The sequence below is a fragment of the Mesorhizobium wenxiniae genome, assembly GCF_002284535.1.
Taxonomy (GTDB): domain Bacteria; phylum Pseudomonadota; class Alphaproteobacteria; order Rhizobiales; family Rhizobiaceae; genus Mesorhizobium; species Mesorhizobium wenxiniae.
On the sequence record NZ_NPKH01000023.1, the window covers coordinates 325,988 to 348,249 of the forward strand.

General features: G+C 61.9%; 24 protein-coding genes. 10 read left to right on the top strand and 14 right to left on the bottom strand.

The genetic code is table 11. From position 1 onward, the window contains the following. Nucleotides 1-17: 17 nt before the first annotated feature. From CIT31_RS18070 to CIT31_RS18100, 7 genes are all read right to left on the bottom strand, one after another. Nucleotides 18-983 carry an ABC transporter ATP-binding protein gene (locus CIT31_RS18070; RefSeq protein WP_095519721.1) on the bottom strand — a complete coding sequence of 322 codons (966 nt, stop codon included), beginning with the start codon at nucleotides 981-983 and terminating at the stop codon, nucleotides 18-20. 2 nt (nucleotides 984-985) lie between these two features. Then, the gene (locus tag CIT31_RS18075) at nucleotides 986-1,993 is read right to left on the bottom strand and encodes an ABC transporter ATP-binding protein (RefSeq protein WP_095519722.1); all 1,008 of its coding nucleotides are present in this window, start codon (nucleotides 1,991-1,993) and stop codon (nucleotides 986-988) included. A 2-nt stretch (nucleotides 1,994-1,995) separates the two neighbouring features. Beyond that, nucleotides 1,996-2,913: a dihydrodipicolinate synthase family protein gene (locus tag CIT31_RS18080; RefSeq protein ID WP_095519928.1), complete on the bottom strand. Its 918-nt coding sequence runs from the start codon at nucleotides 2,911-2,913 to the stop codon at nucleotides 1,996-1,998. A 16-nt stretch (nucleotides 2,914-2,929) separates the two neighbouring features. Further along, the gene (locus tag CIT31_RS18085; protein WP_095519723.1) at nucleotides 2,930-3,832 is read right to left on the bottom strand and encodes an ABC transporter permease; all 903 of its coding nucleotides are present in this window, start codon (nucleotides 3,830-3,832) and stop codon (nucleotides 2,930-2,932) included. Beyond that, nucleotides 3,832-4,791 carry an ABC transporter permease gene (locus CIT31_RS18090; RefSeq protein ID WP_095519724.1) on the bottom strand — a complete coding sequence of 320 codons (960 nt, stop codon included), beginning with the start codon at nucleotides 4,789-4,791 and terminating at the stop codon, nucleotides 3,832-3,834. Before CIT31_RS18090 ends, CIT31_RS18085 begins: the two co-directional genes overlap by 1 nt. 79 nt (nucleotides 4,792-4,870) lie before the next feature. Then, nucleotides 4,871-6,451, bottom strand: a complete 1,581-nt coding sequence (locus tag CIT31_RS18095) for an ABC transporter substrate-binding protein (protein WP_095519725.1) — start codon at nucleotides 6,449-6,451, stop codon at nucleotides 4,871-4,873. A gap of 40 nt (nucleotides 6,452-6,491) precedes the next feature. Beyond that, entirely contained in the window at nucleotides 6,492-7,205 is a 714-nt protein-coding gene (locus CIT31_RS18100; RefSeq protein WP_095519929.1) for a FadR/GntR family transcriptional regulator, read from the bottom strand. Nucleotides 7,206-7,351: 146 nt separating this feature from the next. Here CIT31_RS18100 and CIT31_RS18105 point away from each other — a divergent pair, with 146 nt between their 5' ends. The 4 genes from CIT31_RS18105 to CIT31_RS18120 all read left to right on the top strand — a co-directional run bounded on the left by CIT31_RS18105 (nucleotide 7,352) and on the right by CIT31_RS18120 (nucleotide 11,131). Continuing rightward, nucleotides 7,352-8,323 carry a Gfo/Idh/MocA family protein gene (locus CIT31_RS18105; protein WP_095519726.1) on the top strand — a complete coding sequence of 324 codons (972 nt, stop codon included), beginning with the start codon at nucleotides 7,352-7,354 and terminating at the stop codon, nucleotides 8,321-8,323. Then, on the top strand, nucleotides 8,320-9,315 hold the full coding sequence (locus tag CIT31_RS18110) for a Gfo/Idh/MocA family protein (RefSeq protein WP_095519727.1): 996 nt from the start codon (nucleotides 8,320-8,322) through the stop codon (nucleotides 9,313-9,315). The genes CIT31_RS18105 and CIT31_RS18110 overlap by 4 nt, the downstream gene beginning before the upstream one ends. Continuing rightward, nucleotides 9,305-10,258 carry a dihydrodipicolinate synthase family protein gene (locus CIT31_RS18115; RefSeq protein ID WP_245316356.1) on the top strand — a complete coding sequence of 318 codons (954 nt, stop codon included), beginning with the start codon at nucleotides 9,305-9,307 and terminating at the stop codon, nucleotides 10,256-10,258. Before CIT31_RS18110 ends, CIT31_RS18115 begins: the two co-directional genes overlap by 11 nt. A gap of 102 nt (nucleotides 10,259-10,360) precedes the next feature. Beyond that, nucleotides 10,361-11,131, top strand: a complete 771-nt coding sequence (locus CIT31_RS18120) for a TIGR01458 family HAD-type hydrolase (RefSeq protein WP_095519729.1) — start codon at nucleotides 10,361-10,363, stop codon at nucleotides 11,129-11,131. A 37-nt stretch (nucleotides 11,132-11,168) separates the two neighbouring features. Here CIT31_RS18120 and CIT31_RS18125 read toward each other — a convergent pair whose 3' ends face one another. Next, nucleotides 11,169-12,701: an FAD-dependent oxidoreductase gene (locus CIT31_RS18125; RefSeq protein WP_095519730.1), complete on the bottom strand. Its 1,533-nt coding sequence runs from the start codon at nucleotides 12,699-12,701 to the stop codon at nucleotides 11,169-11,171. Between the two features lie 259 nt (nucleotides 12,702-12,960). Here CIT31_RS18125 and CIT31_RS18130 point away from each other — a divergent pair, with 259 nt between their 5' ends. From CIT31_RS18130 to CIT31_RS35220, 4 genes are all read left to right on the top strand, one after another. Continuing rightward, on the top strand, nucleotides 12,961-13,929 hold the full coding sequence (locus tag CIT31_RS18130; RefSeq protein WP_095519731.1) for an SDR family oxidoreductase: 969 nt from the start codon (nucleotides 12,961-12,963) through the stop codon (nucleotides 13,927-13,929). An 88-nt stretch (nucleotides 13,930-14,017) separates the two neighbouring features. Further along, nucleotides 14,018-15,730, top strand: a complete 1,713-nt coding sequence (locus CIT31_RS18135) for an HAD family hydrolase (RefSeq protein ID WP_095519732.1) — start codon at nucleotides 14,018-14,020, stop codon at nucleotides 15,728-15,730. 138 nt (nucleotides 15,731-15,868) lie between these two features. Further along, the gene (locus CIT31_RS35215; RefSeq protein WP_245316357.1) at nucleotides 15,869-16,375 is read left to right on the top strand and encodes a Rossmann-fold NAD(P)-binding domain-containing protein; all 507 of its coding nucleotides are present in this window, start codon (nucleotides 15,869-15,871) and stop codon (nucleotides 16,373-16,375) included. Nucleotides 16,376-16,402: 27 nt separating this feature from the next. After that, nucleotides 16,403-16,588: a hypothetical protein gene (locus CIT31_RS35220; protein ID WP_245316358.1), complete on the top strand. Its 186-nt coding sequence runs from the start codon at nucleotides 16,403-16,405 to the stop codon at nucleotides 16,586-16,588. Nucleotides 16,589-16,829: 241 nt separating this feature from the next. Here the strand turns inward: CIT31_RS35220 and CIT31_RS18145 are convergent, their stop codons facing one another. Beyond that, entirely contained in the window at nucleotides 16,830-17,276 is a 447-nt protein-coding gene (locus tag CIT31_RS18145; protein WP_245316359.1) for a TIGR02588 family protein, read from the bottom strand. After that, a complete protein-coding gene (locus tag CIT31_RS18150; protein WP_245316360.1) occupies nucleotides 17,273-18,031 on the bottom strand; it encodes a TIGR02587 family membrane protein in 759 nt (252 codons plus the stop codon). Before CIT31_RS18150 ends, CIT31_RS18145 begins: the two co-directional genes overlap by 4 nt. A 283-nt stretch (nucleotides 18,032-18,314) precedes the next feature. On the opposite strand from CIT31_RS18150, the gene CIT31_RS18155 reads away from it, so the two are divergent. Continuing rightward, the gene (locus CIT31_RS18155) at nucleotides 18,315-18,758 is read left to right on the top strand and encodes a PPC domain-containing DNA-binding protein (RefSeq protein ID WP_095519733.1); all 444 of its coding nucleotides are present in this window, start codon (nucleotides 18,315-18,317) and stop codon (nucleotides 18,756-18,758) included. A gap of 32 nt (nucleotides 18,759-18,790) precedes the next feature. On the opposite strand, the gene CIT31_RS18160 is transcribed toward CIT31_RS18155, so the two are convergent. From CIT31_RS18160 to CIT31_RS18170, 3 genes are all read right to left on the bottom strand, one after another. Further along, on the bottom strand, nucleotides 18,791-20,074 hold the full coding sequence (locus tag CIT31_RS18160) for a DUF763 domain-containing protein (RefSeq protein WP_095519734.1): 1,284 nt from the start codon (nucleotides 20,072-20,074) through the stop codon (nucleotides 18,791-18,793). A 435-nt stretch (nucleotides 20,075-20,509) separates the two neighbouring features. Then, nucleotides 20,510-20,947, bottom strand: coding sequence for a GFA family protein (locus CIT31_RS18165; protein WP_095519735.1), 438 nt, complete (start codon nucleotides 20,945-20,947; stop codon nucleotides 20,510-20,512). Next, nucleotides 20,944-21,576 carry an alpha-ketoglutarate-dependent dioxygenase AlkB gene (locus tag CIT31_RS18170; protein WP_095519736.1) on the bottom strand — a complete coding sequence of 211 codons (633 nt, stop codon included), beginning with the start codon at nucleotides 21,574-21,576 and terminating at the stop codon, nucleotides 20,944-20,946. Before CIT31_RS18170 ends, CIT31_RS18165 begins: the two co-directional genes overlap by 4 nt. A 142-nt stretch (nucleotides 21,577-21,718) precedes the next feature. Here CIT31_RS18170 and CIT31_RS18175 point away from each other — a divergent pair, with 142 nt between their 5' ends. Next, entirely contained in the window at nucleotides 21,719-21,934 is a 216-nt protein-coding gene (locus CIT31_RS18175) for a KTSC domain-containing protein (RefSeq protein WP_095519737.1), read from the top strand. Between the two features lie 60 nt (nucleotides 21,935-21,994). On the opposite strand, the gene CIT31_RS18180 is transcribed toward CIT31_RS18175, so the two are convergent. Further along, nucleotides 21,995-22,210, bottom strand: coding sequence for a hypothetical protein (locus CIT31_RS18180; RefSeq protein ID WP_029356319.1), 216 nt, complete (start codon nucleotides 22,208-22,210; stop codon nucleotides 21,995-21,997). Nucleotides 22,211-22,262: the final 52 nt, after the last annotated feature.

The window sequence follows — 22,262 nt, forward strand, 5'->3', positions numbered from 1 at the left end:
CGGCAAACGAGTGAGTGCTAGGCGATGTCGTCGCGAATGCAGGCCTTCAGATGGCCATCGGACGTTGCCCGCAGCGGTGGGACAATGCCAGCACAAGCGTCCAGGGCAACCGGGCAACGGGTTCGGAAAACACACCCGGTTGGCGGATTTGCGGGGCTTGGAATGTCGCCCTTCAGCACCTGCCGGCCTTGCTTGACCAGTGGGTCGAGCGATGGAATGGCCGAGAGCAGCGCGCGCGTATAGGGATGCTGCGGCCGCGCATAGAGCGCGGCCGCCGGCGCAACTTCCATGATGCGGCCGAGATAGAGAACGATCACCGTGTCGCAGATATATTCGACGACGGCCAGGTCATGCGAAATGAACAGCATGGTCAGACCGAGCCGGACCTGCAGGTCGCGCAGAAGATTTACGATTTGCGCCTGAATGGAGACATCGAGGGCAGAGACCGGCTCGTCGGCGACGATGAATTCGGGTTCGAGCGTAATCGCCCGTGCGATGCCGATGCGCTGACGCTGCCCGCCCGAAAATTCGTGGGCGTAGCGATCATAGGCATCGACTGGCAACTCGACCGCAGCAAGTGCCTTCTCCGCCCTCGCCCGCCGCTCGCGCCTGTTGCCGATGCTCTGAATATCCAGGCCTTCGGTCAGGATCTGCCCGATGGTCATGCGCGGCGACAGGCTGGCGAACGGATCCTGGAAAATATACTGCATCTTTCGGCGCTGGCGAGCCAGCGGCCCGGCGCTCAGCTTGGTGATATCGATGCCGTCAAAGCTTATTTCGCCGGATGTCGGCTCGATGAGACGCAGCAGCGAGCGGCCGATCGTGGTCTTGCCCGATCCGGATTCACCGACGAGGCCGACCACCTGGCCGCGCGCAATATCGAAGGAAATATCTTGCAGCGCCCTGACGACAGGACCGCGCGAGAACGCCGTCGGCGCAAAATGCTTGGTCAGATTCCTGACCGAAAGGAAGGGGGCATTCATCGTCAGAGATCCTTCCAACGCAAACAACGGCTGTGCTGGGTCGACGTCGCCGCGAACAATGGCGGCACCGCGGCGCGGCAGGCGTCGACAGCCATGGCGCAACGCGGCGCGAAGGAGCAGCCCTTAGGCAGCAAGGCCAGCGACGGAACATTGCCGGCGATGGTCGGAAGCGGCGTTCCTGCTGCCTTCAGCGAGGTGGCCTGGCCAAGCCGTGGCACCGAACGCATCAGCCCCGCGGTGTAGGGATGACGCGGACGGGTGAACACCTCGCTCACCGGACCCGATTCCACGATGCGCCCGGCATACATCACCGCGACCCGGTCGGCGATCTCGGCAACGACGCCCAGATTGTGCGTGACGAACAGAATGCCCATGCCGCGCTGCGCCTGCAGCTCGGCCAGCAGGTCGAGAATCTGGGCCTGGATGGTGACGTCGAGCGCGGTAGTCGGCTCGTCGGCGATCAGCAAGGTCGGATTGCAGGATAAGGCCATGGCGATGGTGGCGCGCTGGCGCATCCCTCCCGACAGCTCATGCGGGTATTGCCGCGCCCGCCGATCGGGATCGGGAATGCCGACCTGAGCCAGCAGCCGCACGGCGTCGGCGGCCGCATTGCGATGCGACTTGCCAAGATGAATGCGGATCGGCTCGGCGATCTGTTCGCCGATCGTGTAGACCGGATTGAGGCTGGTCATCGGCTCTTGGAACACCATGCCGATGTCGTTGCCGCGCACCTTGCGCAGCGACTCAGGATCGAGGCCGGTCAGCTCGGTGACCGTGCCATCCCTGCGCCGCAGCGCGATCGATCCCTCGGCGATGTGTCCGATCTTCTTCGGCAGCAGGCCGATGATCGACAGGCTGGTGACGGACTTGCCCGATCCGGACTCGCCGACGAGCGCGACCGTTTCACCCGATCCGATCGTCAGATCGAGGTCCTGCACGGCGGCAATGTCGCGTCCCGCGATACGGAACACCGCCCGCAGACCGGAAATCGAGAGAATCGGAGCGTCCACGGTCAGCGCAGCAACCCGACGTCGCGAAGGATGATTTCGACCTTTGCGCTTTCCTCGTCGTTCAAGCTGCGTTGCGGCCGCGCCATGGTGTTGGAGGCGATGATGCCGAGGCTCTTCATCGCGGTCTTGAAAGCGCCAACGCCGGCCGAGCCGGCGCTTGTCCTGCCGAGCGAGATCCAGACGATCTCGAACAGCTTCAACAGCCGCTCTTGTTCCACGCGGGCTTCGGCGTGCTGACCCGTCTGCATTAGGGTCCACAGCTTGACGTAGCCGTGCGGGTCGACATTGGCGAGGCCCGGCACGACACCATGCGCGCCCATGGCTAGCACGCTGTCGACCAGGATCTCGGACCCGGTCATGCCGAAGAAATTCGGATCGTCGGCCATATCCTTGAGCACATAACGCAGGTTGCCGTCATCGCCGCTGGAATCCTTGATGCCGGCGATAGCGCCCTCGCTAGCAAGGGCAACGGTGGTCTTACGCTCCAGCTTGACATGGACGCAGACCGGAATGTCGTAGGCGATGATTGGAATGTCGACCGCGTCCTTGATATAGCGGAAGTGATCGCCGATCTCGGGCTGGCTGGTGCGGGCATAAAACGGCGCGGTGACGACGACCGCGTCGGCACCGGCCAATCTGGCTATCTTGGCATGGTTGATGACACGATCGGTTGTCGGGTCGATGACCCCGGCGAAGATCGGAACGCGGCCATTGTTGACCTTGACCGCGTGCTCGACGATGGCCCTGCGGCCGGGCTCGTCATGGAAGACCACCTCGCTGGTCGAGCCGAGCACGAAGAGCCCGTGTACCCCGCCGTCGAGCAGGTTCTCAATCGTCCGCGTGAACGACGGGAAGTCGACGCTGAAATCGGCATTGAGCGGGGTGACGACAGGTGGCACGACACCGGTAAACAGGGGCATTTTGAAAAACCTTTGGTCAGTTGAGATCGGAACGAGGGTCGAATGCATCGCGCAGGCCATCGCCGATGAAGTTAATGGCCAGGACGGTGAGCACAAGCACGGCGCCGGGAAACATCCATTGCCAGGGATATTGTTCGAGCACCACGGTGGAGCGGGCGAGATTGAGCATGTTGCCCCAGCTGGCTTCGGGCGGCGCGATGCCGAGGCCGAGAAAGGAGAGACCGGCTTCGAGCAGAATGGCATTGGCGATCTGCAGCGTGGCGTAGACGACAAGAATATCGATGCAGTTGGGCAGGCCGTGACGGAACAGGAGATGCGGCAGCCCCGCCCCCATGCCGCGGGCGGCGACGACGAAGTCACGCTCGCGCAGCTCGAGCAGCCGGGCGCGCACCATGCGCGACAGCACCGGCCATGAGAGCAGCGAGATCACCAGGATGGTCGGCGCGATGCCGGTGCCGGCGATCGAAGCGAGCACAAGCAGGAAGATCACCGGCGGCAGCGTCATTGCGAGATCGACGAAGCGCATCACCGTGCCGTCGACAAGACGCCCGCCGAAGCTGGCGACGGCGCCGACCAGGAAGCCGATGACGATCGAGATGGCGACGGAGCAGACGGCGACCAGCAGCGATATCCGCCCGCCTTGCATCAGCCGGGCCATGACGTCGCGGCCGACGCCGTCGCTGCCTAGCCAATGAATGGCGGACGGTCCCTTGTTGATCGCCCTGAGATCGATGGCATTGGGGCTGAACGGCCACCATAAATGATAGGTCGAAACCGCCAGCAGGATGGGAACGACGATAAGCAGACCGGCGCGCGCCGCACGATTTTCAAAGAAGCGGTCGAGCGCGCGGCGGAGCGGTCCTTTGGTTTGCGGCGCGGCTGTCGGGTCGACGGTCGGATCTCGCGCGGTGATCGTCATCACGACACCTGAATGCGCGGGTCGACGACGGCATAGACGATATCGGTCAGGAGATTGACCAAAATGACGCAGATGCCGATCACCAGAGTGGCGCCCATGATCACCGGGTAATCCCGTGTGCCGACCGCGTTGACCAGCAGCAGGCCCATGCCCGGCCAGTTGAACACGCTTTCGAGGAAAATGGCGCCGCCGATCGCGATGCCGACCGTCGAGCCGATCAGGGTGATAACTGGCAAAAGCGCATTGCGCGTCGCGTGCTTGATGATCACCCAGAATTCGCGCACTCCCTTGGCACGCGCGGTTCGCACATAATCCTGGTTGAGCACTTCCAGCAGCGACGCGCGCATGTAGCGCATGATCAGCGCGGCGTGTCCAATGGACAGCAGGCAGGCGGGCAGGACGAGGTGCGCGAGTACGTCCGATACGGAAAAAGGTGCGCCGGCGGTCTGCATGCCGCCTGATGGCGCCCAGCGCAGCAACACCGAGAAAAAGTACAGCCCGAGAAGTGCCGTCAGAAAAGCCGGGCTGGAGATGCCGACGAAGGCAACCACCGACAGGATGATGTCGGGCAGCGCGTTACGGCGGACGGCGGAGAAAATGCCGGCGGAAATGCCGAGCACGATGGCGATGGCCAGGCCCGTACCCATCAACAGCGCGGTTGGGCCGATGCGCTCCATGACCAGGGGCAGCACGGCAACGCCGCTGCGTTGGATCGAATAGCCGAAGTCGCCGCTGAGTGCTGCGCGAAGCCAGGCGAGGTATTGCACGGGAAGCGGCTGGTCGAGCCCAAGCCGGTCGCGCAGGACTTCGAGGTCGGAAGCAGACATCGGGCTGGACGGGTTGATATACGCGTCGATCGGATCGCCGGGCGCCAGTCGCAGAAGGATGAAGATGAGGACGCTCAAGGCGACCAGCATCAACAGTCCTGTAGCGCTGCGGCGGGCAATGAAACTCAGCATTGGCGGTCCGTGGTGATGATGAGAGGAGCCGGCAACAGGCCGGCTCCTTGCAAAGGCGGGCCTGGCCCGCCAAGCGCTTTTACTGGATATCCCAGCGTTCCGGGTGAGCCGCATAAGGACCGCCGGCCGGTGCCGGCGTCCAGACGAAGTCACGCAGCTTGTTGGAGGCGACGCCATAGCGGTTGGCCACCCATAATGTCGCCCAGGGCAGATCCTTGTTCATCACCTTGCAGACTTCCTGCCACGATTTATCGATCTTGGCCGGATCGGTCTGGCCGAGCGCAGCGTCCAATGCAGCGCTCAGATCGTCGAACTCGATGCGCATGGTGTTGAAGCCTGCCGGCGGAATCTGGGACTTGTTGAGACCAGGGCTGATGCCAGCCGGATTCGGACCGTTCTGCAGGCCGGCATAGACCATCGCAAATGCGTTCCAGTCCGGCGTCCCTTCCTTGTAGACGATGCCGTTATAGGTCGGCGTATCGACGACACGCGGCACCACATTGATCCCGACCTCGGCCAGCATCGACTGGATGGCGGCCATCACATTGGCCGCTTGCGGCGAGCCGTAATAGGTCAGCAAGGTGATGGGTTTGTCGCCGTTGATCTTTTCCCAGCCCGCCTCGGCAAGCAGAGCCTTGGCCTTTGCCGGATCGTACGCATAGGGTTCGAGGCCTTCGGGGAGCAGATGCGGCGCGACGTAGCCGCAGTTGGCCGGTTTGGCCGCGCCGCCATAGAGGCTCTCGATGATGGCATTGCGATCGATCGCGTGCATGATCGCCTGGCGGACGCGAACATCCCTAAAGAGCTCGACCTTCTGGTTGAGGCCGATGTAGTTGACCACATAAGAAGCGCCCTCGATCACCTTGAAATTGCTGTCGCTCTTGAAGGATACCGCGTCGTCGGGCTCGACATAGGTGAACTGGATTTCGCCGGCGCGCAGCGCGGCAACGGCCGCCGCCGGGCTCTCGAAATACCGGTTGATGAGCACATCGACCTTCGGCTTGCCGCTGCGATAGTCGTCATCCGCGGCCAGCTCGACATATTGATCGCTGACGTAGCGATTGAATTTGAAGGGGCCGGTGCCGACCGGAGTGGTGGACCACCAGGTGCTTGTGGCCAGCGTTTCTGGTGGCATCCCGGCCAGAGCATGCTCCGGCAGGATCATCACCTGCGAGAGAATGGACAGGAAGGAGCCGTTGGGCTTCGACAATTTGACGACCACGGTGCGATCGTCCGGCGCGTCGACCGACGCGATGTCGCCGAGACGCGCGGCAAACAAGCTGCCGGAGGCTTTGTTCCTGGCGAGTTCAAGCGTAAACTTGACATCCTTGGATGTGAACGGCTTGCCGTCGTGCCAGGTCTCTTGGACAAGGTTGAACGTATAGGTCAGTTGGTCGTCGCCGACCGTGTAGTCCTTGGCCAGATCCCCTTCGAGTTCGGTCAGTTCGGCGTTGTAGATCACCAGCGGTTCAAAATAGGTGCTGAGCCAGGTAAAGCCGCCGGTCGCAGCCAGCGGGTTGAAATTCTTGGGAAAGCCGCCGGGGCCGACGTCGAAGCCCCCGGTTATGGTCTTGGCGCCCTGCGCCTGGACGCTGGTGGCCAGGCCGCCGAGCAGCAGTCCGGTGATGGCCAGATGACGAGCGATAGTCTTGATGCGCATGGTTTCCTCCCTTGGCATTGTCAGGTAGTTCGGCGTTGGGTCAGGTGGTTCGGTTTTTGGCGATGACTTGCTGAAGCCCCCTGTAGTGGTCGTCGAGGCGCTGACGCGCCCGGTCGACATCCTTGGCGGCGACGGCCTCGACGATCTCGTGATGGTCGCGCCATGTCGCCAGCGGTGTCGGATTGTCGAGGCTGGTGAAATTCGAAGCCTTGTTGAACGCCACCCAAAAAATGTCGATCAGCGCGCTCAGCATGTGATTGTTCTGGCAGCGGAACAGCAGCTGGTGGAATTGCTGGTCCTCTTCGGCAAAGCTCTCCTGGCGCTCGGCGCGCCGCCGCATGCTTTCGGTCAGCTGGCGCAGCGCGGTGATGTCTTCGGCGCTGATCATCTCGATGGTCTTGGCGATGAGGCCGGTTTCAAGGACGCGGCGGATCTCGCGCAGCTCCTCCACGTCGCGCAACGAATCCTGCAGGCCATATGCCAAATTATCCAGCAAAGGCTTGAACGAGAATTCCTTGACGAACACGCCGATGCCGCGACGCGTCTCCAAAATACCGATCGACTCCAGCGCTTTGATCGCTTCCCGCACCGAGTTGCGGCCGACGCCGAGCCGCTGCGCCAGGAAGGTCTCCGGAGGCAAGGGATCGCCTGCCTTGAGCTTGTTGCTCTGGATATAGTTCCTGAGGCTCTCCTGCACGCTGACATGAAGCAGCGGCGGTCGGGTCAGCGGTTCGATCGACTTGGGTTCCGACATGGATTTGGGTTCCGAGATCGATTTGGGTTCCGACATTTTGCTCCAAGCGCCGCCGCAATTGCGCCGATGGCGCGTCGTAAAGCGGTCGATGCTTGTAGCATAGCGACTTGTAGGATATCCTGCAAGCAGGAGGATACACCACTGAAATGAGGATCGTCCTGGCCGGCTCAAGCCATTGGCACGCCGAAATGCATCTCGACGCTGCACACTCATGTAACGCCGAAATAGCCGGCATTTGGGATGAGGACGCGGAGCATGCGCGCGCCTTCGCGACGCGTCATCATCTGCCGTTCATTGCGGATTTTGCGAAAATCCTCACCAGTCCGCCGGACGTGATCCTGCTGATGGGACATCCTTCGACCGTACCGGCGCGGGCGCGGGCTGTCATCGAAGCTGGCATACCGCTGATCCTGGAGAAGCCGGCGGCGAGCAGCACCGGAGCGTTGGCCGCGCTGCGCGACCTGGCGAGGCAGCACCGGGCCTTTGTCAGCGTTCCCCTGCCCAACCGCTTTGGACCGGCCGTCACTGCCTTTGAACGGCTGCGCCGGCAAGGCCGTGCCGGTGCGGTTGCGCATTGCCAGTTCCGGCTGGTCAATGGCCCGCCGCAGCGCTATGCGGCCGAAGGTGTCGCCTGGGTCGTGGATCCGGCGATCGGTGGCGGTGGCGCGCTGAGGAACCTCGGCATACACGGCGTCGACGCCGCGCTCAGCCTGGCAACCGGCGGACTTCAGCTGAAAGCCGTTTCGATCGAGAACCGCATTCACCGCGCCGCGGTCGAGGACCATGCGCTGCTTATGCTGGAAGATGCTGCCGGAGCCTTGTTCGTCGTCGAGGCAGGATACACGTTCGCGTCGATGCGCCCCGGCGGCGATTTCGAATGGCGCATCGTCAGTGAGAATGCCAGCCTCATTGACTATGGCGACCGCGCCATCTGTGCGACGCTCGACGATGGGGCTATCGTTGACTTGCCGATCGAATTGCCGGCGACGCGCTACCGCCTGTGCATGGGCGACACGCTCGACCGGCTGGCCCGAAAGGCGCCGCCGGGGACTTCAATCAATGACTATGTTGCGGCGATGTCGCTTATCGACGCCGCGTATGAAAAGGCAGGACGATGACTGGAATAGGGATTATCGGAGCGGGCGATTTCGGTGCGGCCCATGCAAGGGCAATCAAAGAAGTGCACGGCCTGCAACTCGTCGCATCGTGCCGCGGGAATAACGATGCCCTGGCCGACTTCACCGGCGAACATGGTGGTCGCGGCTACACCGATTGGCGCAAGCTGCTGGATGACAAGGATGTCGACGCTGTCCTCATCGCCAGCCCTCACCACCTCCATGCCGAGATAGCGATCGGCGCAGCAGAGGCCGGCAAGCACATCATGCTCGAAAAGCCGATGGCGCCGACGGCAGCGGCCTGCGATGCGATCAATGCCGCCGTGGCCGCCGGTGGCGTCAAGCTGATGGTCGCCCATCTCATGCATTTCGCCCTGCCCTGCATGGCAGCCAGGCAGATGCTGGAGGAAGGAGCGCTCGGCCGGCCTCTCATCGGATCGAGCTGGATCATCAAGCTCTGGATGGAGCACAATCGCCGCGACTGGCATCTGCGAAAAGCAACCGGCGGCGGCATGCTGTTGACGGCCGGTATTCATGCGCTCGACCGCCTGGTCTGGCTGATGGATGACGATGTCGTTTCGGTGAGCGCCATGCTTGGCGCCAAGTTCCATGAACAGGAAGCCGATGACACCGCCCTGCTCGGACTGCGCTTCGCCGGCGGCGGGCTCGGCCAGGTGCAGAGCGTCGGCTATCGCAATGGCGCGACCACCTACGCCATGGACCTGGTCTGCGAGCAGGGAACGTTGCGCATCGATATGGACCGCGGCACGATGCTGGGGCGCGATACGGTCTGGACCGACCTGCCCGGCTCGTTCGAGCCGAACTGGATGCACAACGCGCTGGTGCGCGAATGGACGGCGATGCGCGATGCCATTGCGGACGACAGTTCGGTGCCAATCTCCGGCGCCTATGGGCGCAAGATCATCGGCATCATCGAAGCCGCCTTTGCCTCGAACGAGACTCGGCGCGAGCACGAGATCGCCGGTGCGCGCTGAACCGGACGACCACCTGACCCACTTGCCCGCACATGCGCCGCGCGGTGTCTGGGGTGCAGTGATGCTGGCCATCGACGATCGCAGAGCGATCGATTGGGAGGCGACGGCAGAGACGATCGCGCGGCTCTGCGCATCGGGAGTCGACGGCATCTATTCCAACGGCACCGCCTGCGAATTCCACTGCCAGACCGAGCCCGAGTTCGACCGGCTTTGCGACCTGGTGGCCACGATAGCCGGCCGCGCGCGCCTGCCTTTCCAGATCGGCATCAGCCAGTCCAATCCGCGCGTCGCGCGCGAGCGGCTGATGCGGATGTCGGCGCTTCGCCCGGCGGCAGTGCAATTCACCTTGCCCGACTGGTGGCCGCCGAGCGACGGCGAGGTCATGCGTTTCGTCGGCGGTCTTGGCGAGACTGCGCCTGACATGCCACTGGTGCTTTACAATCCGCCGCACGCCAAGCGGCGCCTGACGCTCGAACGTATCGCCAGGCTGCGCGCAGCCGTGCCGTCGCTGGTCGGCGCCAAGCTGCCGGGCGGCGAGACCAGTTGGTACGCCGACATGCACCACGAACTGCCGGGATTTTCGGTCTTCGTGCCCGGCCATATGCTGGCGACGGGATTTGCCCATGGCGCCCACGGCAGCTATTCGAACATTGCCTGCCTCAGCCCGAAGGGCGCGGTGATGTGGTGGCGTATGATCCGCACCGACGCGGCAACCGCTGCCGAGGTCGAGAAGCGCATCCAGGCCTTTCTCGCCAGGCACGTTCTGCCTTTTCGCGCTCGCTATAATGTCAGCGATGCGGCACTCGACAAAGCGATGGCGGCGGCCGGCGGCTGGGCGCCGCTTGGCCCGCGACTGCTCTGGCCCTACAGCTCGGTTCCCGACGGGGAGATCGCGACGCTGGCCGAAGCTGCCCGCACGGCCTTCCCCGAATGGTGGCAGTGACCGTCGGTCAATCGAAGGCGCCTGCCCGCCCTGATCCAAAAGGAACAACCATGGCCTTGTTCCGGATTTGACGCATGGCGGACTCGTGCTCATGCTGGACCGATGACAAGGGGTGTACTGCTGGACCTCGCAGGCGTCATCTATGATAGCGAGACCGCAATACCAGGCGGGATCGACGCCCTCGCGCGTTTGCGCCAGGCCGGGTTGGCCATACGCTTCGTAAGCAATACCACGCGCTCGTCGAAACAGGGGGTTCTCGAACGTCTGGAGGCAATGGGACTCACCGTTACCAAGGCAGATGTTTTCACGCCGGCGCACGCTGCTCGCGAATGGCTGCTTCGCAATGGCTGTGCGCCACACTTGTTGGTTCACCCTGGCCTTGCGCCGGAGTTTGACGAACTGCCGGATCGCGACAAGCGCGCCGTCATCGTCGGCGATGCCGGAGACGCCTTCACATATGCGGCGTTGAATGACGCGTTCCGCGAGCTGAGCGCGGGGGCCGAATTGCTGGCCCTTGCCAGCAACCGGACGTTTCGAGATGCTGACGGCGGGCTCAGCCTCGATGCAGGGCCATTCGTCGCGGCATTGGAATTTGCCTCCCTGAAACGCGCAACCGTTCTCGGCAAGCCCTCGCCGGCATTCTTTCTGTCGGCGCTGGCAAGCATGGACTGTCCGCCGGATCAGGCGATCATGGTTGGCGACGACGCCGAGGCCGATATAGCTGGCGCCCTGCGCGCCGGACTTTCGGCTGCATTGCTGGTGCGGACAGGCAAATACCGGCAGGGCGATGAGAAACGGTTTGATCCGCGCCCGACCGCAACCGTGGCCGATCTCGCGGCGGCAACCGATTGGATCATTGCGCGCCGAGACTGATTGCGCGGGCTGAACCGGCCGTACAGCGCCCGCCTTGCTAGGTCATCCGGCGCTCCATTTGCACCTCGGCCCCTAGACTTTCGATGTCGCGGAAGATCGAAGCGACAGCCAGCGCGCGCCCTTCGCGCTTGAAGCGGAGCAGGCAATCCTTGGCAATGATGTCTCCATCGACCTCGATCTCGTCCCATTGCGCGGCATGGCCGACGTAGTTGATGGGAACGTCGTAATGCTGGCTCCAGAAGAACGGCACGCCGACGTATTTCTCGCGATGGCCGAGCATGTTGAGGGCCGCGGTTCGCCCCTGCCTCTCTGCGACCACCCAATGCTCGACCCGGATGTTCTCGCCACTGTGCGGATCTGGCCACCGCGCAATGTCGCCGGCCGCGAAGATCCCTGGTGCGCTCGTCTCCAAAAAGGCGTTCACGACGACACCGCGGTCAAGGATGAGCCCCGCCGTTTCGGCAAGCCCTGTCCGCGGTCGCACGCCGATGCCGGCGACGACGAAATCCGCCGCCAACGTATCGCCACTGCTGAGTTTCACCTTGTTGCCGTCGATGCTACTTGCGGTGTCCTCGAGATGGAATACGACACCATTCTCCTCATGGAGGGCGCGGATGAAATCGCCCATTTGCGGACCCAGGACGCGTTCCATAGGCCGTTTTTCCGGCGCCACGACATGAACTTCGATATCGCGCGAGCGCAGGGCCGCGGCAACTTCTAGGCCAATGAAACTGGCGCCAAGCACGACGGCGCGGCGCGCGGTCGTGGCTCGCTCGATGATCGCCTTGCAATCTGCGAACGAGCGCAGCGTGTGAACGTGTGGCAGGTTGGCGCCGGGTATGGTCAGGCGAACCGGTTCGGCTCCGGTCGCAAGGAGTAGCCTATCGTAAGGAGTCCGGGCCCCGTCCGCGAGTACAACTTCGCCAGAACGTGCATCGATGCTGGCGACGTTCGCATTGAGGCGCAGGTCAATATCGTTCCTTGAGTAGAAGCTTTCTCCGCGGAGCGGAATCCAATCCTCCGGTGCTTTGCCGGCGAGGTAGTCCTTGGAAAGATTGGGCCGATCAACGGGCGGCGCTTCGTCGTTGCTGAACATGACAATGCTGCCCTGATAGTGTTCGCGCCGCAGTTTCTCTGCCGCCGCGAAACCGGCCGCGCCGCCACCGACAATGACGATTCTTTGCGGAACCTGGCCGGAGCTTCCATTGCGCTGCTTCGGTGCCGTCCGTTTGCGCTTTTCTCCGACGAATATCCGATCATCGCGTTGTTCCACCGACCAGCAAGCGAGTGGACTGAAAGCAGGGGGACGCAAGGCCTCGCCTGTACGCAAATCGAAGCACGCGTGATGCCAGGGACACCGGACGGTGTCTTCCACCACAAGACCGTCGGCGAGCGGCCCGCCATAATGTGTGCATGTCGCCCCTATGGCGAAGACCTCCGCCCCGCGGCGCACCAGCAGCACCTGCTCATCGCGGCAATGGCCGAGGATCTTTCCACCATCGGGAAGGTCGGTTAGCGCGATGCCCTCGACCAGATCCGGCCCATTTGGTTTGACATGACCTTCAGCCATTTTCCTCTCCCCTGGCGCGATCCGGTGACAAAATAGCCGAGCGGCGGGAAATCTTCAGGTCACCAGCTGCCTGGCTAGCGCGCCTTCAGGTTCTCGGACACCGCTTGAGCCCAACGTCCGGCCGCGCAATTTGTTGCCAGTTGGGCAGTACGCGCCGTCGATTTCCTGGCGTTTGGATTCGCTGCTGAAGGAATGACACCGTCGCGTAAACTTTTTCGCCGAACATGCGTTGTCCCTTTTCCAAGCCAAGGAGACAGCCATGCAGATGAAATCGGAAATCGCCGGCGAGGCCGCCAAGCAACGCCACATCCAGCGCGGCATCGATGCCAAGGACAAATCGAAGGACGGCAAGCAGCAAGGCGCCATGCAGGCCGGAGCACGCAAATATCCCGAGCCGCCCTTTCCTGAACAGCACCAGCCGAAGCCGGGGCACGAATGGGCCATTGAGCCGGCGCCGCTCTATGATGCGCCATTCTATATCGGATCAAAAAAACTAGATGGCAAAGTAGCCGTCATCACAGGCGGCGATTCAGGCATCGGCCGAGCCGTGGCCGTGCTCTATGCGCGCGAAGGCGCCGATGTGGCGATCGTCTATCTGTCCGAGGATAAGGACGCCGATGAGACGAAGAGGGCCGTCGAAGCCGAAGGCCGGCGCTGCATGCTGGTCAAGGCCGACGTCAGCGAACGCGACCACTGCCACAACGCGGTTGCTGAGGTGGTAAAGGAATTTGGCCGGATCGACGTGCTGGTCAACAACGCCGCTTTCCAGATCCATTCCAGCGACTTCAGCGAGCTGACCGAAGAGCATTTCGACACGACGCTGAAGACCAACCTCTACGGTTATTTCCATATGGCGCAGGAGGCCGTGCCGCATATGAAGCCCGGTTCGGCGATCATCAACAGCGGCTCCGTAACCGGCCTAGAGGGCTCGAAGCAACTGGTCGACTATTCAATGACCAAGGGCGGCATTCATGCCTTCACGCGCGCGCTCTCGGGCAACCTTATCGAGAAGGGTATTCGGGTGAACTGCGTGGCGCCGGGCCCCGTGTGGACGCCGCTCAACCCGTCTGACAAACAAGCCGGTGACGTTTCGAAGTTCGGCGCAGACACGCCGATGAAACGGCCCGCACAACCGGAGGAGATCGCGCCGGCCTATGTATTCCTCGCCTCCCCGCATTGCTCGAGCTACATCACCGGCGAGATATTGCCGATCATCGGCGGCTACTGAGTGCCTGTCGCCCGCTCAGCCTGATCGTCGTGCGACCTCTTGCCTGTGACGATGGTAGCGGCGATCTCAGATATGAAATGGTCGACAGATGTATTTCATTGCCTTGGCGACAGACTATGACGGCACGCTGGCGCACGATGGGATCGTAGCTGAAAAGACGCTTGCTGCTCTCGAACGGGTCAAGAAAAGTGGCCGCAAACTCATCCTCGTCACGGGCCGCGAGCTGCCCGATCTCAAGCGCGTTTTTCCCGAACTCGGCGTGTTCGACAAGGTCGTCGCCGAAAATGGGGCCTTGATCTACACGCCTGCCAGCGAGGAAGAACGTGCGATCTCACCGGCACCGGCGCCCAAGTTCGTCGACAAGCTGAAGAAACACGGCGTCAAGCCGCTTTCGGTCGGACGGTCGATCGTCGCGACCTGGGAACCACACCAGGCAACAGTTCTTGAGGTCATCAAGGAACTCGGGCTGGAGCTGGAAATCATCTTCAACAAAGGCGCGGTGATGATCCTGCCCAGCGGCATCAACAAAGCAACAGGGCTGGCCGCCGCACTTGAGGACCTCAGGCTGTCGCCACACAATGTGGTCGGTATTGGCGATGCTGAAAACGATCATGCCTTCCTGCAGGCCTGCGGCTGCAGCGTCGCTGTCGACAATGCACTTGAGGCGGTCAAGGATACCGCGGACCTTGTAACGCGCGGCGCGCGTGGAAAAGGCGTCGAGGAGCTGATCGAAAAACTGGTAAAGCGCGATCGGGAATTTGTCCGAAAACGCCGTGACGGCATCCTTCTCGGCTCGGCCGGCGGCGACGAAGTCTATCTGACGCCGACCGACACGGTTCTGATCGCCGGAAGCTCCGGCATCGGCAAATCCACCTTGGCCACCGCGCTGACGGAACGCTTCGTCGAGAACGGCTTTCAGTTCTGCATTTTCGATCCGGAAGGCGACTATGATGGCCTCGAAGGCGCCGTCCGGATAGGCGATGGCTCGAGCGAACCGACAAAGGCACAAGTGCTCGACCTGATCGAGAAGCCGGACACCAGTGTGGTCGTCAATGGGCTGGCGTTGCGGGTCAATGAGCGACCGGACTTCTTTGCCGATCTGCTTCCCGGCCTTGGCAGTTTCCGCTTCCGTACAGCGAGGCCACACTGGCTAGTCATCGACGAGGCGCATCATCTTCTCCCCAAGAAGCGCGACGACACGCGCGCCGTCCTGTCGTTGGAATTACCTGGCACTGTCCTGATCACCGTTCATCCGGAAGCGATTTCGACCGATGCCCTGCGTCTGGTCACTGCCGTCATTGCGCTCGGTCCCAAGGCCAAGAATGTCATCAAGGCCTTTTGTCATGAAACGGATATCAAGCCGCCAAAGGATATTCCCTCGCCAAAAGGCGAGCGCGTGCTGTTCTGGCGGCCGCAAGCCCGCAAGAAAATTGCCATGGTCAAAGCGATCGAACCGCGCCAGTCGCTCAAGCGTCACAGCCGCAAATATGCGGAAGGTCAACTCGACGAGGCCGGCAGCTTCTATTTCAGAGGTCCCGACAAAGCCATGAATCTTCGGGCCCACAACCTGATGATCTTCGCTCAGATTGCAGAAGGCATCGACGACGCGACCTGGGAGCATCACCTGCGTGCCGGCGACTATTCCGAATGGTTTCGCCATCAGATCAGGGACAAGGAGCTGGCGCGCGAAACCGCCGAGGCAGAAAAAGACGAAATGCTCTCGGCGCAGGAAAGCCGCAAGCACGTTCTGGATGCAGTACGTCGCCGTTATACGGCTCCTGCCACCGCCCCGGAGGAATAGGGAGCGAAGGGATCGGCCATGCACATCATTCTCGGCGGCACGGGCCATGTTGGTTCTGCTGCAGCCATGTTTTACGGCAGGGCGAAGCGGTCACCATCGTAGCTCGCGACCCGTCCAAAGGCGCTGACTGGACGCGGCGTGGTGCCGAAATCGCGGTGGCGGATGTCCACGACAGCGAGGCCCTTTCGTCAGGTTTTTCGTCAAGGCGAGCGCCTGTTTCTGCTCAATCCGCCGGCTGACCCATCGACCGACACTGACGTTGAAGAGCGCAAGACCGTTGCCGCCATCACTGCAGCTCTTGAAGGATCTGGATTGCGAAAGATCGTCGCGCAATCAAACTACGGCGCTCGGCCCGGCGACCGGTGTGGCGACCTTAACATCCTCTACGAGTTGGAGCAGCAACTGCGCGCCCAGCCGATCCCTGCCAGCATCATCCGGGCGGCGTATTATATGAGCAACTGGGATTCTGCTGGGGATGGTGTGGTGAACACCCTTTTTCCGGCGGACTTCAGATTGCCGATGGTGGCACCGGACGACCTTGGGCGCGCCGCTGCCCCTCTGCTGAAAGAGCCGATCGAACAGACAGGTATCCACTATATCGAAGGGCCGGCGCCTATTCTGCATCTGACGTCGCGGCTTGTCTAAGGGAGGAGTTACGGACACATTAAGGTCGTGACGGCACCGCGTGAAAAGTGGCAAGAGACCTTTGAGGACATGGGCTTTTCCAAGGCAGCCGCCAAATCGTATGCGCGCATGACCGCCGTCAGCCTGGACGACCTTGAACTGCCCGACAGTCCCGAGCGTGGCACGGTTTCCCTGCAATGCTACATTTCCGATTTGGTCACCCGACACAATTAGCGTCGCAAATCGACTCGGACAGGTCGGAACGAAACAGTGTTATCTCTGGATTTTCAATCCGTTACCGGAGCAAATTATACTATTAAATCCTCTATTCTGATCGGCAGATCGCGGATACCCCTGCCCGTCGCATGATAAACCGCGCTTGCGACTGTTCGCCAAAGACCTTGACGCCGGCCCGGTTGACCTCGTGACCGGGGCTGAGTTCCACAGCCATTTCATCCATGGCGTTTTCGACTGGTCAGGGTTCACTGTATCCACTAGCAAAGAGGCGCAGGTCATAGGCCTCGGGATCTCGACGAAAGATCAACGCGCCATTCCGTTGGGATTCCTGTGGGACATAGTCGAGCGTAGCGCTGCTCTCCTCGACGACCTCATCGCCATTGCGGAGTTCACCTTTGATTTCGACAGCAGCAACTGATTTCCCCGCCCTGTTTGCGGCGGTGAACTCGACCACATAGCCGCCCTCGGTGACCGCGACCGCGAGCGGCAGCACAACGATCCGGGCGGTCCCATCGCGCGTGCTCAAGCCATCGACGACAAGAAAGCTGAGTACGGCAAGCAGGGCTACCGAGCTTATCCCCGCCACAACCCACTCCGTGACCGAAGTCCCGGGTTTGCGTGTCATTCCTTTGTTGTCGGACTGCTGCTTCTGTTGCTTGTCGCCTTTTGCGGGATTCTTTGTCACAGAATGAGCCTCGCAACCGCCGCCCCGAGCGCGCCAGGAAACGACAGAACCACGACTGCACTGAGTGTCTCCGAAAAGCCGGCGCCATCGGTCCTGCCGAAGGTCCACAGGATATAAAGGTTCACAAGCATCACCAGGACATAGCCGACGATTGCATAGCGAAAGAAGATGCTGACGAATCCAGCGCCTGGCTCGGGACCGTGCGAGCCGCGGAATTCGAACTCATAGACGAAGGCGTGCATGAGAGCGAGGGTGACCACCACCAGAGCGATTTCCTGCCAGGGGTGCATCTTGTAAGCGATGAGGACGACCTCCTCCGTTGGTGCGATGTTCACCGACAGAAACAGAGCTCCGACCACCATCAGGAACAGCTCTCCGGTGTAGCCGGGCTCGGGAATGTCCTCCTCCTCCAACAGACTCGGGCCAAGCTGAGCGCGTGCCAAAGATGCTCCTAGACTGCCTGGGACAACCTGCACCGCTATTTTGCCAATCACCTCCCGTAGCGGCATTTCGACGGTCACGATGCCGAAAATAAAAAACACCGCAGCAGCCGCCACAGCGGCCACAAGTATGGCCACAAAAGCATCGGCGATGCGGTCGCGAAGCGCCACCGTCTGGCGAAAGCCTCCGTACTTGTGCAGCAGCACCAGCATTGGCAAAGTGACAGCCAGGAACAGGGCGAGCCGCAGTGGGTGAAGGTGAAATCCCAGCGCCCAAGCTTCCATGGTCATCAGCACCGGGACGGCGAAGATCAACGCTCCGGCAAAGGCGCGCCCAAGACCAATCCAGAACTCACGCGGCGTTGGCACACGCCTGACGATGATTTCAGTTGGCGCCACGTCCGCTCCCTCAGAGATAGCCTGCGGGGAACAATGTTTCCTGCGCGATCTTGTTCCGGACCACTGCACCTTCGATAGTCAGACGGCGCAGCGATGTTCAAGCCCAGACCAAACCTGTTGGGAACTCGCGAGCCAGCTTTCCGTTCGAACTCTCGATCGAAATACAACGCAAAGCCGACATGGTATCTGGAGTGAAATCATGAAATCGCAGCTCGTTGCCGAAAGCGCCGGACAAAGGACGTTCGTGGTGGTGCTTGAACCTGGCGAGGAAGCGTTCGCGGCGCTTACGTCTTTCGCGGTCGGGCAGAACATTGGCGGCGCCTCGCTGACCGCGCTCGGCGCCTTCGAAACGGCGACAGTCGGCTGGTTCGACGTTGGAGAAAAGACCTATCGGAAAATCCCGGTTCGGGAACAGTGCGAGGTGCTCAGCGCGATCGGCGATATTGCGATCGGCGACGACGGCAAGCCCAGCCTTCACGTCCACGCGGTGCTCGGGTTGCGCGATGGCAGCACGCGGGGCGGGCATCTGCTCGAAGGCATCGTTCGGCCGACTCTTGAAGTCACAGTGGTGGAAGCGCCGGGGCATCTGCGCCGCAGGAAGCGCCCGGAACTCGGCATCGCCTTGATCGATCTGGATACTTGAAACCGAACTCGGATCAGGCGATCCGGGCGCGCTTATCCTTTTTGTTTGATTTGTTTGACGTCCGCGGGCGCCTCGGGTGCCGCCTCCCAGCCGAACACACTGCGACCGCCGAGCAGATGCGACTGATCGAACTCTCCGGCAACGATTTCCTTCAGGCTGGGGCCTGTGGCATAGCGTTCGACCTGCCGTGACTGGTCGTCGAGCCGCTTCAAGGCACCGATTTCTTCGTCGCGGCCGAGCCTGGCCTTGTGGACCGCGGACTTCAGCACGCCGATCGTCTCGTCATAGACTTTCAGCGGCACGGGGAATGGATGTCTGTCCTTGCCGCCATGCGCCAGCGAGAAGCGCCCCGGATCGGAAAACCGGCATGGCGCGCCATGCAGAACCTCGGCAACCAGCGCCAGCGCCCGCACCGTGCGCGCACCGACGCCGGGGACCAGAAGAAGATCGGAAAAATCGGCGGGGCCACGCTCGGCAGCCGCCGCCATGTTCCCATGAAGGCGGCGCATGACGACATCGCTTTCGCGAACGTCGTGGTGCGCCGGCATGACCAGGTGTGGCAGCATCGGCTGCTGTTCAGGCGCCTGCTCTGGAGCCGGGGCCGTGCCACGTTCAAGCGCGGCGAATTCCCTCAGAATGCGCTCCGGTCCGAGGTCCTGCAGGAGCTCCAGCTGTCCCTTGCGCGAAGCGTCGGCGCGGCGGTCGGTCAGGTTGACGATTTCGCCCTGGTTGGCGCCTTCGATGGCGGCATGCGGCTGGTCGACGAAGCTCTTCAGGCCTTCGGACAGCCAGTGATAGCGGCGCGCCACCTTGCTGTCGCCGTTCATGCCCTGCTGCACCACGACCCAGTCGCCATCATTGGTAACGATAAAGCCATGCAGATAGAGGTCGAAGCCGTCCTGAACGGCGGCGCTGTCAACCTTGGCGACGAGCCGGCTGGCAGTTGCCAGGCCTGTTCCGTCGAAGCCGACGCGCTCGCCGATGACGGCAAGCTCGTGCGGGGTCTTGCGTGAATGCGCGCCGCGGCCGCCGCACACGTGAATACCAAGTTCACCGGAGAGCGGAGCCAACCCGCGTTTCAAGGCGCCGATGACGCTGGTCGTGATGCCGGATGAATGCCAGTCCATTCCCATAACGGCGCCAAACGACTGGAACCAGAAGGGATGCGCCAACCGGCGCAGCAGCTCCTCGCGACCGTAGTGGTGAATGATCGCCTCGCACATGACCGCGCCAAGGCGCGTCATCCGGTCGCCGAGCCATTTCGGCACGCGTCCGCCATGAAGTGGCAGGTCTGCGCTTCCCGATCGTTGTGCCAAATCTTGCTGCCTGTTGCCGAACTATGCCTTGCGCTCAACAGATAGGTATCGAAAGCGGCGTGAAGAAGCGATGACACCCGCTTCAAGCTGCCGATGCCCGTTCCGAATTCCATTGCCGGCCTTGGTGCCCGGCCGCTTGGCGATCACTGTAGCCGGTTATCGCTTCGCTGAGGAGATCAAACTTCTCGATGTCACAATGCTCACCCGTCAATAGATCCGTCGGCCGCGGTGACTCGTCAGGTCGCCGCCAATTGATCTCGAACGACATCACGGGTCCGGGATCTGGGCGCCGCTCCGTTCCAGGCGTGCTCGATAACCGGAAGGCCCGATGATCGTCTCAAGGTCTTCATGGTCCGTCGCCTTCCAGGTGAGCGCCAACACAGCGTGGTGGTCGCGGGCTATCACCAGATCGACCATTGGCGGCGTTTTGCCGGGTTACCGATCGGCGGGATTTCCGACCGCCGGATCGCGCCGCCTTGAATATCTTCCCACACGTGGCAGATCGTCACGAAATTCCACCCACGGCAGCTTCATGTCCCAATAGGCATGAGCCTGCGGCGGAAAACGTTCGGGGTGGTCGAAGAAGCCGATCGTCACATAGAGTTCTTCGGGAAGCCCCTGGTCGAGATAGGCTATGGATGTCCCGCAATCGGCGCAGAAGGTGCGGAGCACGCCTCGGGTCCTCGAGAACGTCTTCGGCGTGCCGGTCAGCAATCTGAACTGGGCCGGTCGATAGCCGACCCAGACGGTCAGCGGGCTCCCTATGGCCTTGCGGCAATCGTCGTCGTGATCGGAGCAAATCCAGAACGGGTCGCCATGCATCTCAGCCGTTATCGAACCGCAAAAACAGGAGCCGGTCTCGATCCTGGTCATCGAACTATCGCTTCTGATCGAGGCGACCGTTCCGGGTGCAGAGTCCGCAGGGTGATGGAGTAGCGGTGCTCGGAAAGCGGCGGGATGCTGTGCTGCCATTCGGTGCGCGCCGGTCCCGTCATCAGGTAAGCCGACCTTGGCTCGATGATGATGGTCTGGCGATCCCATCCAGCGCCGTTCTTCCGGCGGAGCCGAAAGCTGCATGGCGCAAGAAGAGAAACGCCGGCTACGGCATCGAAATGCGGCTTGTCGCGATGCCAGCCGATACCCGCGCCGGGCCGGTACTCGTTGATCAAGACCTGCACGAAAGCATCGGCGGGCAGCCGCGCAAATGCCGCCACCTTGTCCCTGAGCGGCATCAGAAAAGCAGGGATAGGAGGCGCCTCGACGACTTTGCGTTGGTCAAAATCGTAGCGCAGGCCAAAACCGGCGACGCGCCGGTTTGCGAGATGGCCATGAAAGTCGAAAGGCTGGAAGGCGAGACTTTCGAGCTGCCGCGCCAGCTCGGGCTCTTCCTGCGCGGTGATCAGCTCCGGCTGATAGTGAAATCCTTCCGGCAGATCGTTGGGCGCACGAAACAGGTCGCCTTGGCCAGCGAATTCCGGCTGCTTGGTTTTGAGCGATGGCATCAACCCTAATTGGTGAAGCCGGCCGGCGGCGGCAAGACCTTGGAGGCGTCGAGCCGGCCGGATCACCGCCTCCATATCTTGGGCGAGACGGAACCTGGCTTGCCGGGGTGGGTTATTGCCCAGACGCGTCGAGTGTTTGGAAATGCCTTCAACTGCTATTCAAAGCATCAATTACGACCCGGCGACGAGGACCCTCTCCGTATGGTTCGTCCCAAGCGGAAATCGCTACGATTACGACGACGTGCCGCCGCAGACCTACGCTGCATTCCGCAAGGCCTCGTCAAAAGGTCGGTTCCTCAACGCGTTCATTCGAGACCGGTATAGCTACCATTTGGTCGAGCAGAGCCAGTCGGGGTGAGATCTTTTGCCCTTGTCGCGCGTAATGCATCCGGGAGAATCCGGTCGGTCGGCCGATCCCTCATTGCGCCGGCGGCGTACCGGGTTGATCGCCGCCCGTAGTCGTCTTCGGCGTCGGGTCCTTGTCGACTTCGGGATTTTGATCGACCGTGTTGGTGTTGCTTTGTGTCGGTTCAGTGCTGCTGGTGCTGCCCTGTGTCGGTTCGGTCTCGTTGCTGCAACCCGCTAGAGCCAGCGCCGCCAAAAATGATAGGCTCGTCAACGACAGTCTCGTCATGGCCAACCGCTCCCTTCCTGCTCGACAACGGTGAGTCGTGAATTTGGTTGCA

Coding starts and splice junctions, on each gene's coding strand:
- CIT31_RS18105 (WP_095519726.1), top strand. CDS start 7,352: ATGAGGATCGTCCTGGCCGGCTCAAGCCATTGGCACGCCGAAATGCAT.
- CIT31_RS18180 (WP_029356319.1), bottom strand. CDS start 22,210: ATGACGAGACTGTCGTTGACGAGCCTATCATTTTTGGCGGCGCTGGCT.
- CIT31_RS18175 (WP_095519737.1), top strand. CDS start 21,719: ATGCCTTCAACTGCTATTCAAAGCATCAATTACGACCCGGCGACGAGG.
- CIT31_RS18100 (WP_095519929.1), bottom strand. CDS start 7,205: ATGTCGGAACCCAAGTCGATCGAACCGCTGACCCGACCGCCGCTGCTT.
- CIT31_RS18165 (WP_095519735.1), bottom strand. CDS start 20,947: ATGACCAGGATCGAGACCGGCTCCTGTTTTTGCGGTTCGATAACGGCT.
- CIT31_RS18070 (WP_095519721.1), bottom strand. CDS start 983: ATGAATGCCCCCTTCCTTTCGGTCAGGAATCTGACCAAGCATTTTGCG.
- CIT31_RS18085 (WP_095519723.1), bottom strand. CDS start 3,832: ATGACGATCACCGCGCGAGATCCGACCGTCGACCCGACAGCCGCGCCG.
- CIT31_RS18130 (WP_095519731.1), top strand. CDS start 12,961: ATGCAGATGAAATCGGAAATCGCCGGCGAGGCCGCCAAGCAACGCCAC.
- CIT31_RS18125 (WP_095519730.1), bottom strand. CDS start 12,701: ATGGCTGAAGGTCATGTCAAACCAAATGGGCCGGATCTGGTCGAGGGC.
- CIT31_RS18135 (WP_095519732.1), top strand. CDS start 14,018: ATGTATTTCATTGCCTTGGCGACAGACTATGACGGCACGCTGGCGCAC.
- CIT31_RS18090 (WP_095519724.1), bottom strand. CDS start 4,791: ATGCTGAGTTTCATTGCCCGCCGCAGCGCTACAGGACTGTTGATGCTG.
- CIT31_RS18170 (WP_095519736.1), bottom strand. CDS start 21,576: ATGCCATCGCTCAAAACCAAGCAGCCGGAATTCGCTGGCCAAGGCGAC.
- CIT31_RS18120 (WP_095519729.1), top strand. CDS start 10,361: ATGACAAGGGGTGTACTGCTGGACCTCGCAGGCGTCATCTATGATAGC.
- CIT31_RS18080 (WP_095519928.1), bottom strand. CDS start 2,913: ATGCCCCTGTTTACCGGTGTCGTGCCACCTGTCGTCACCCCGCTCAAT.
- CIT31_RS18155 (WP_095519733.1), top strand. CDS start 18,315: ATGAAATCGCAGCTCGTTGCCGAAAGCGCCGGACAAAGGACGTTCGTG.
- CIT31_RS18110 (WP_095519727.1), top strand. CDS start 8,320: ATGACTGGAATAGGGATTATCGGAGCGGGCGATTTCGGTGCGGCCCAT.
- CIT31_RS18095 (WP_095519725.1), bottom strand. CDS start 6,451: ATGCGCATCAAGACTATCGCTCGTCATCTGGCCATCACCGGACTGCTG.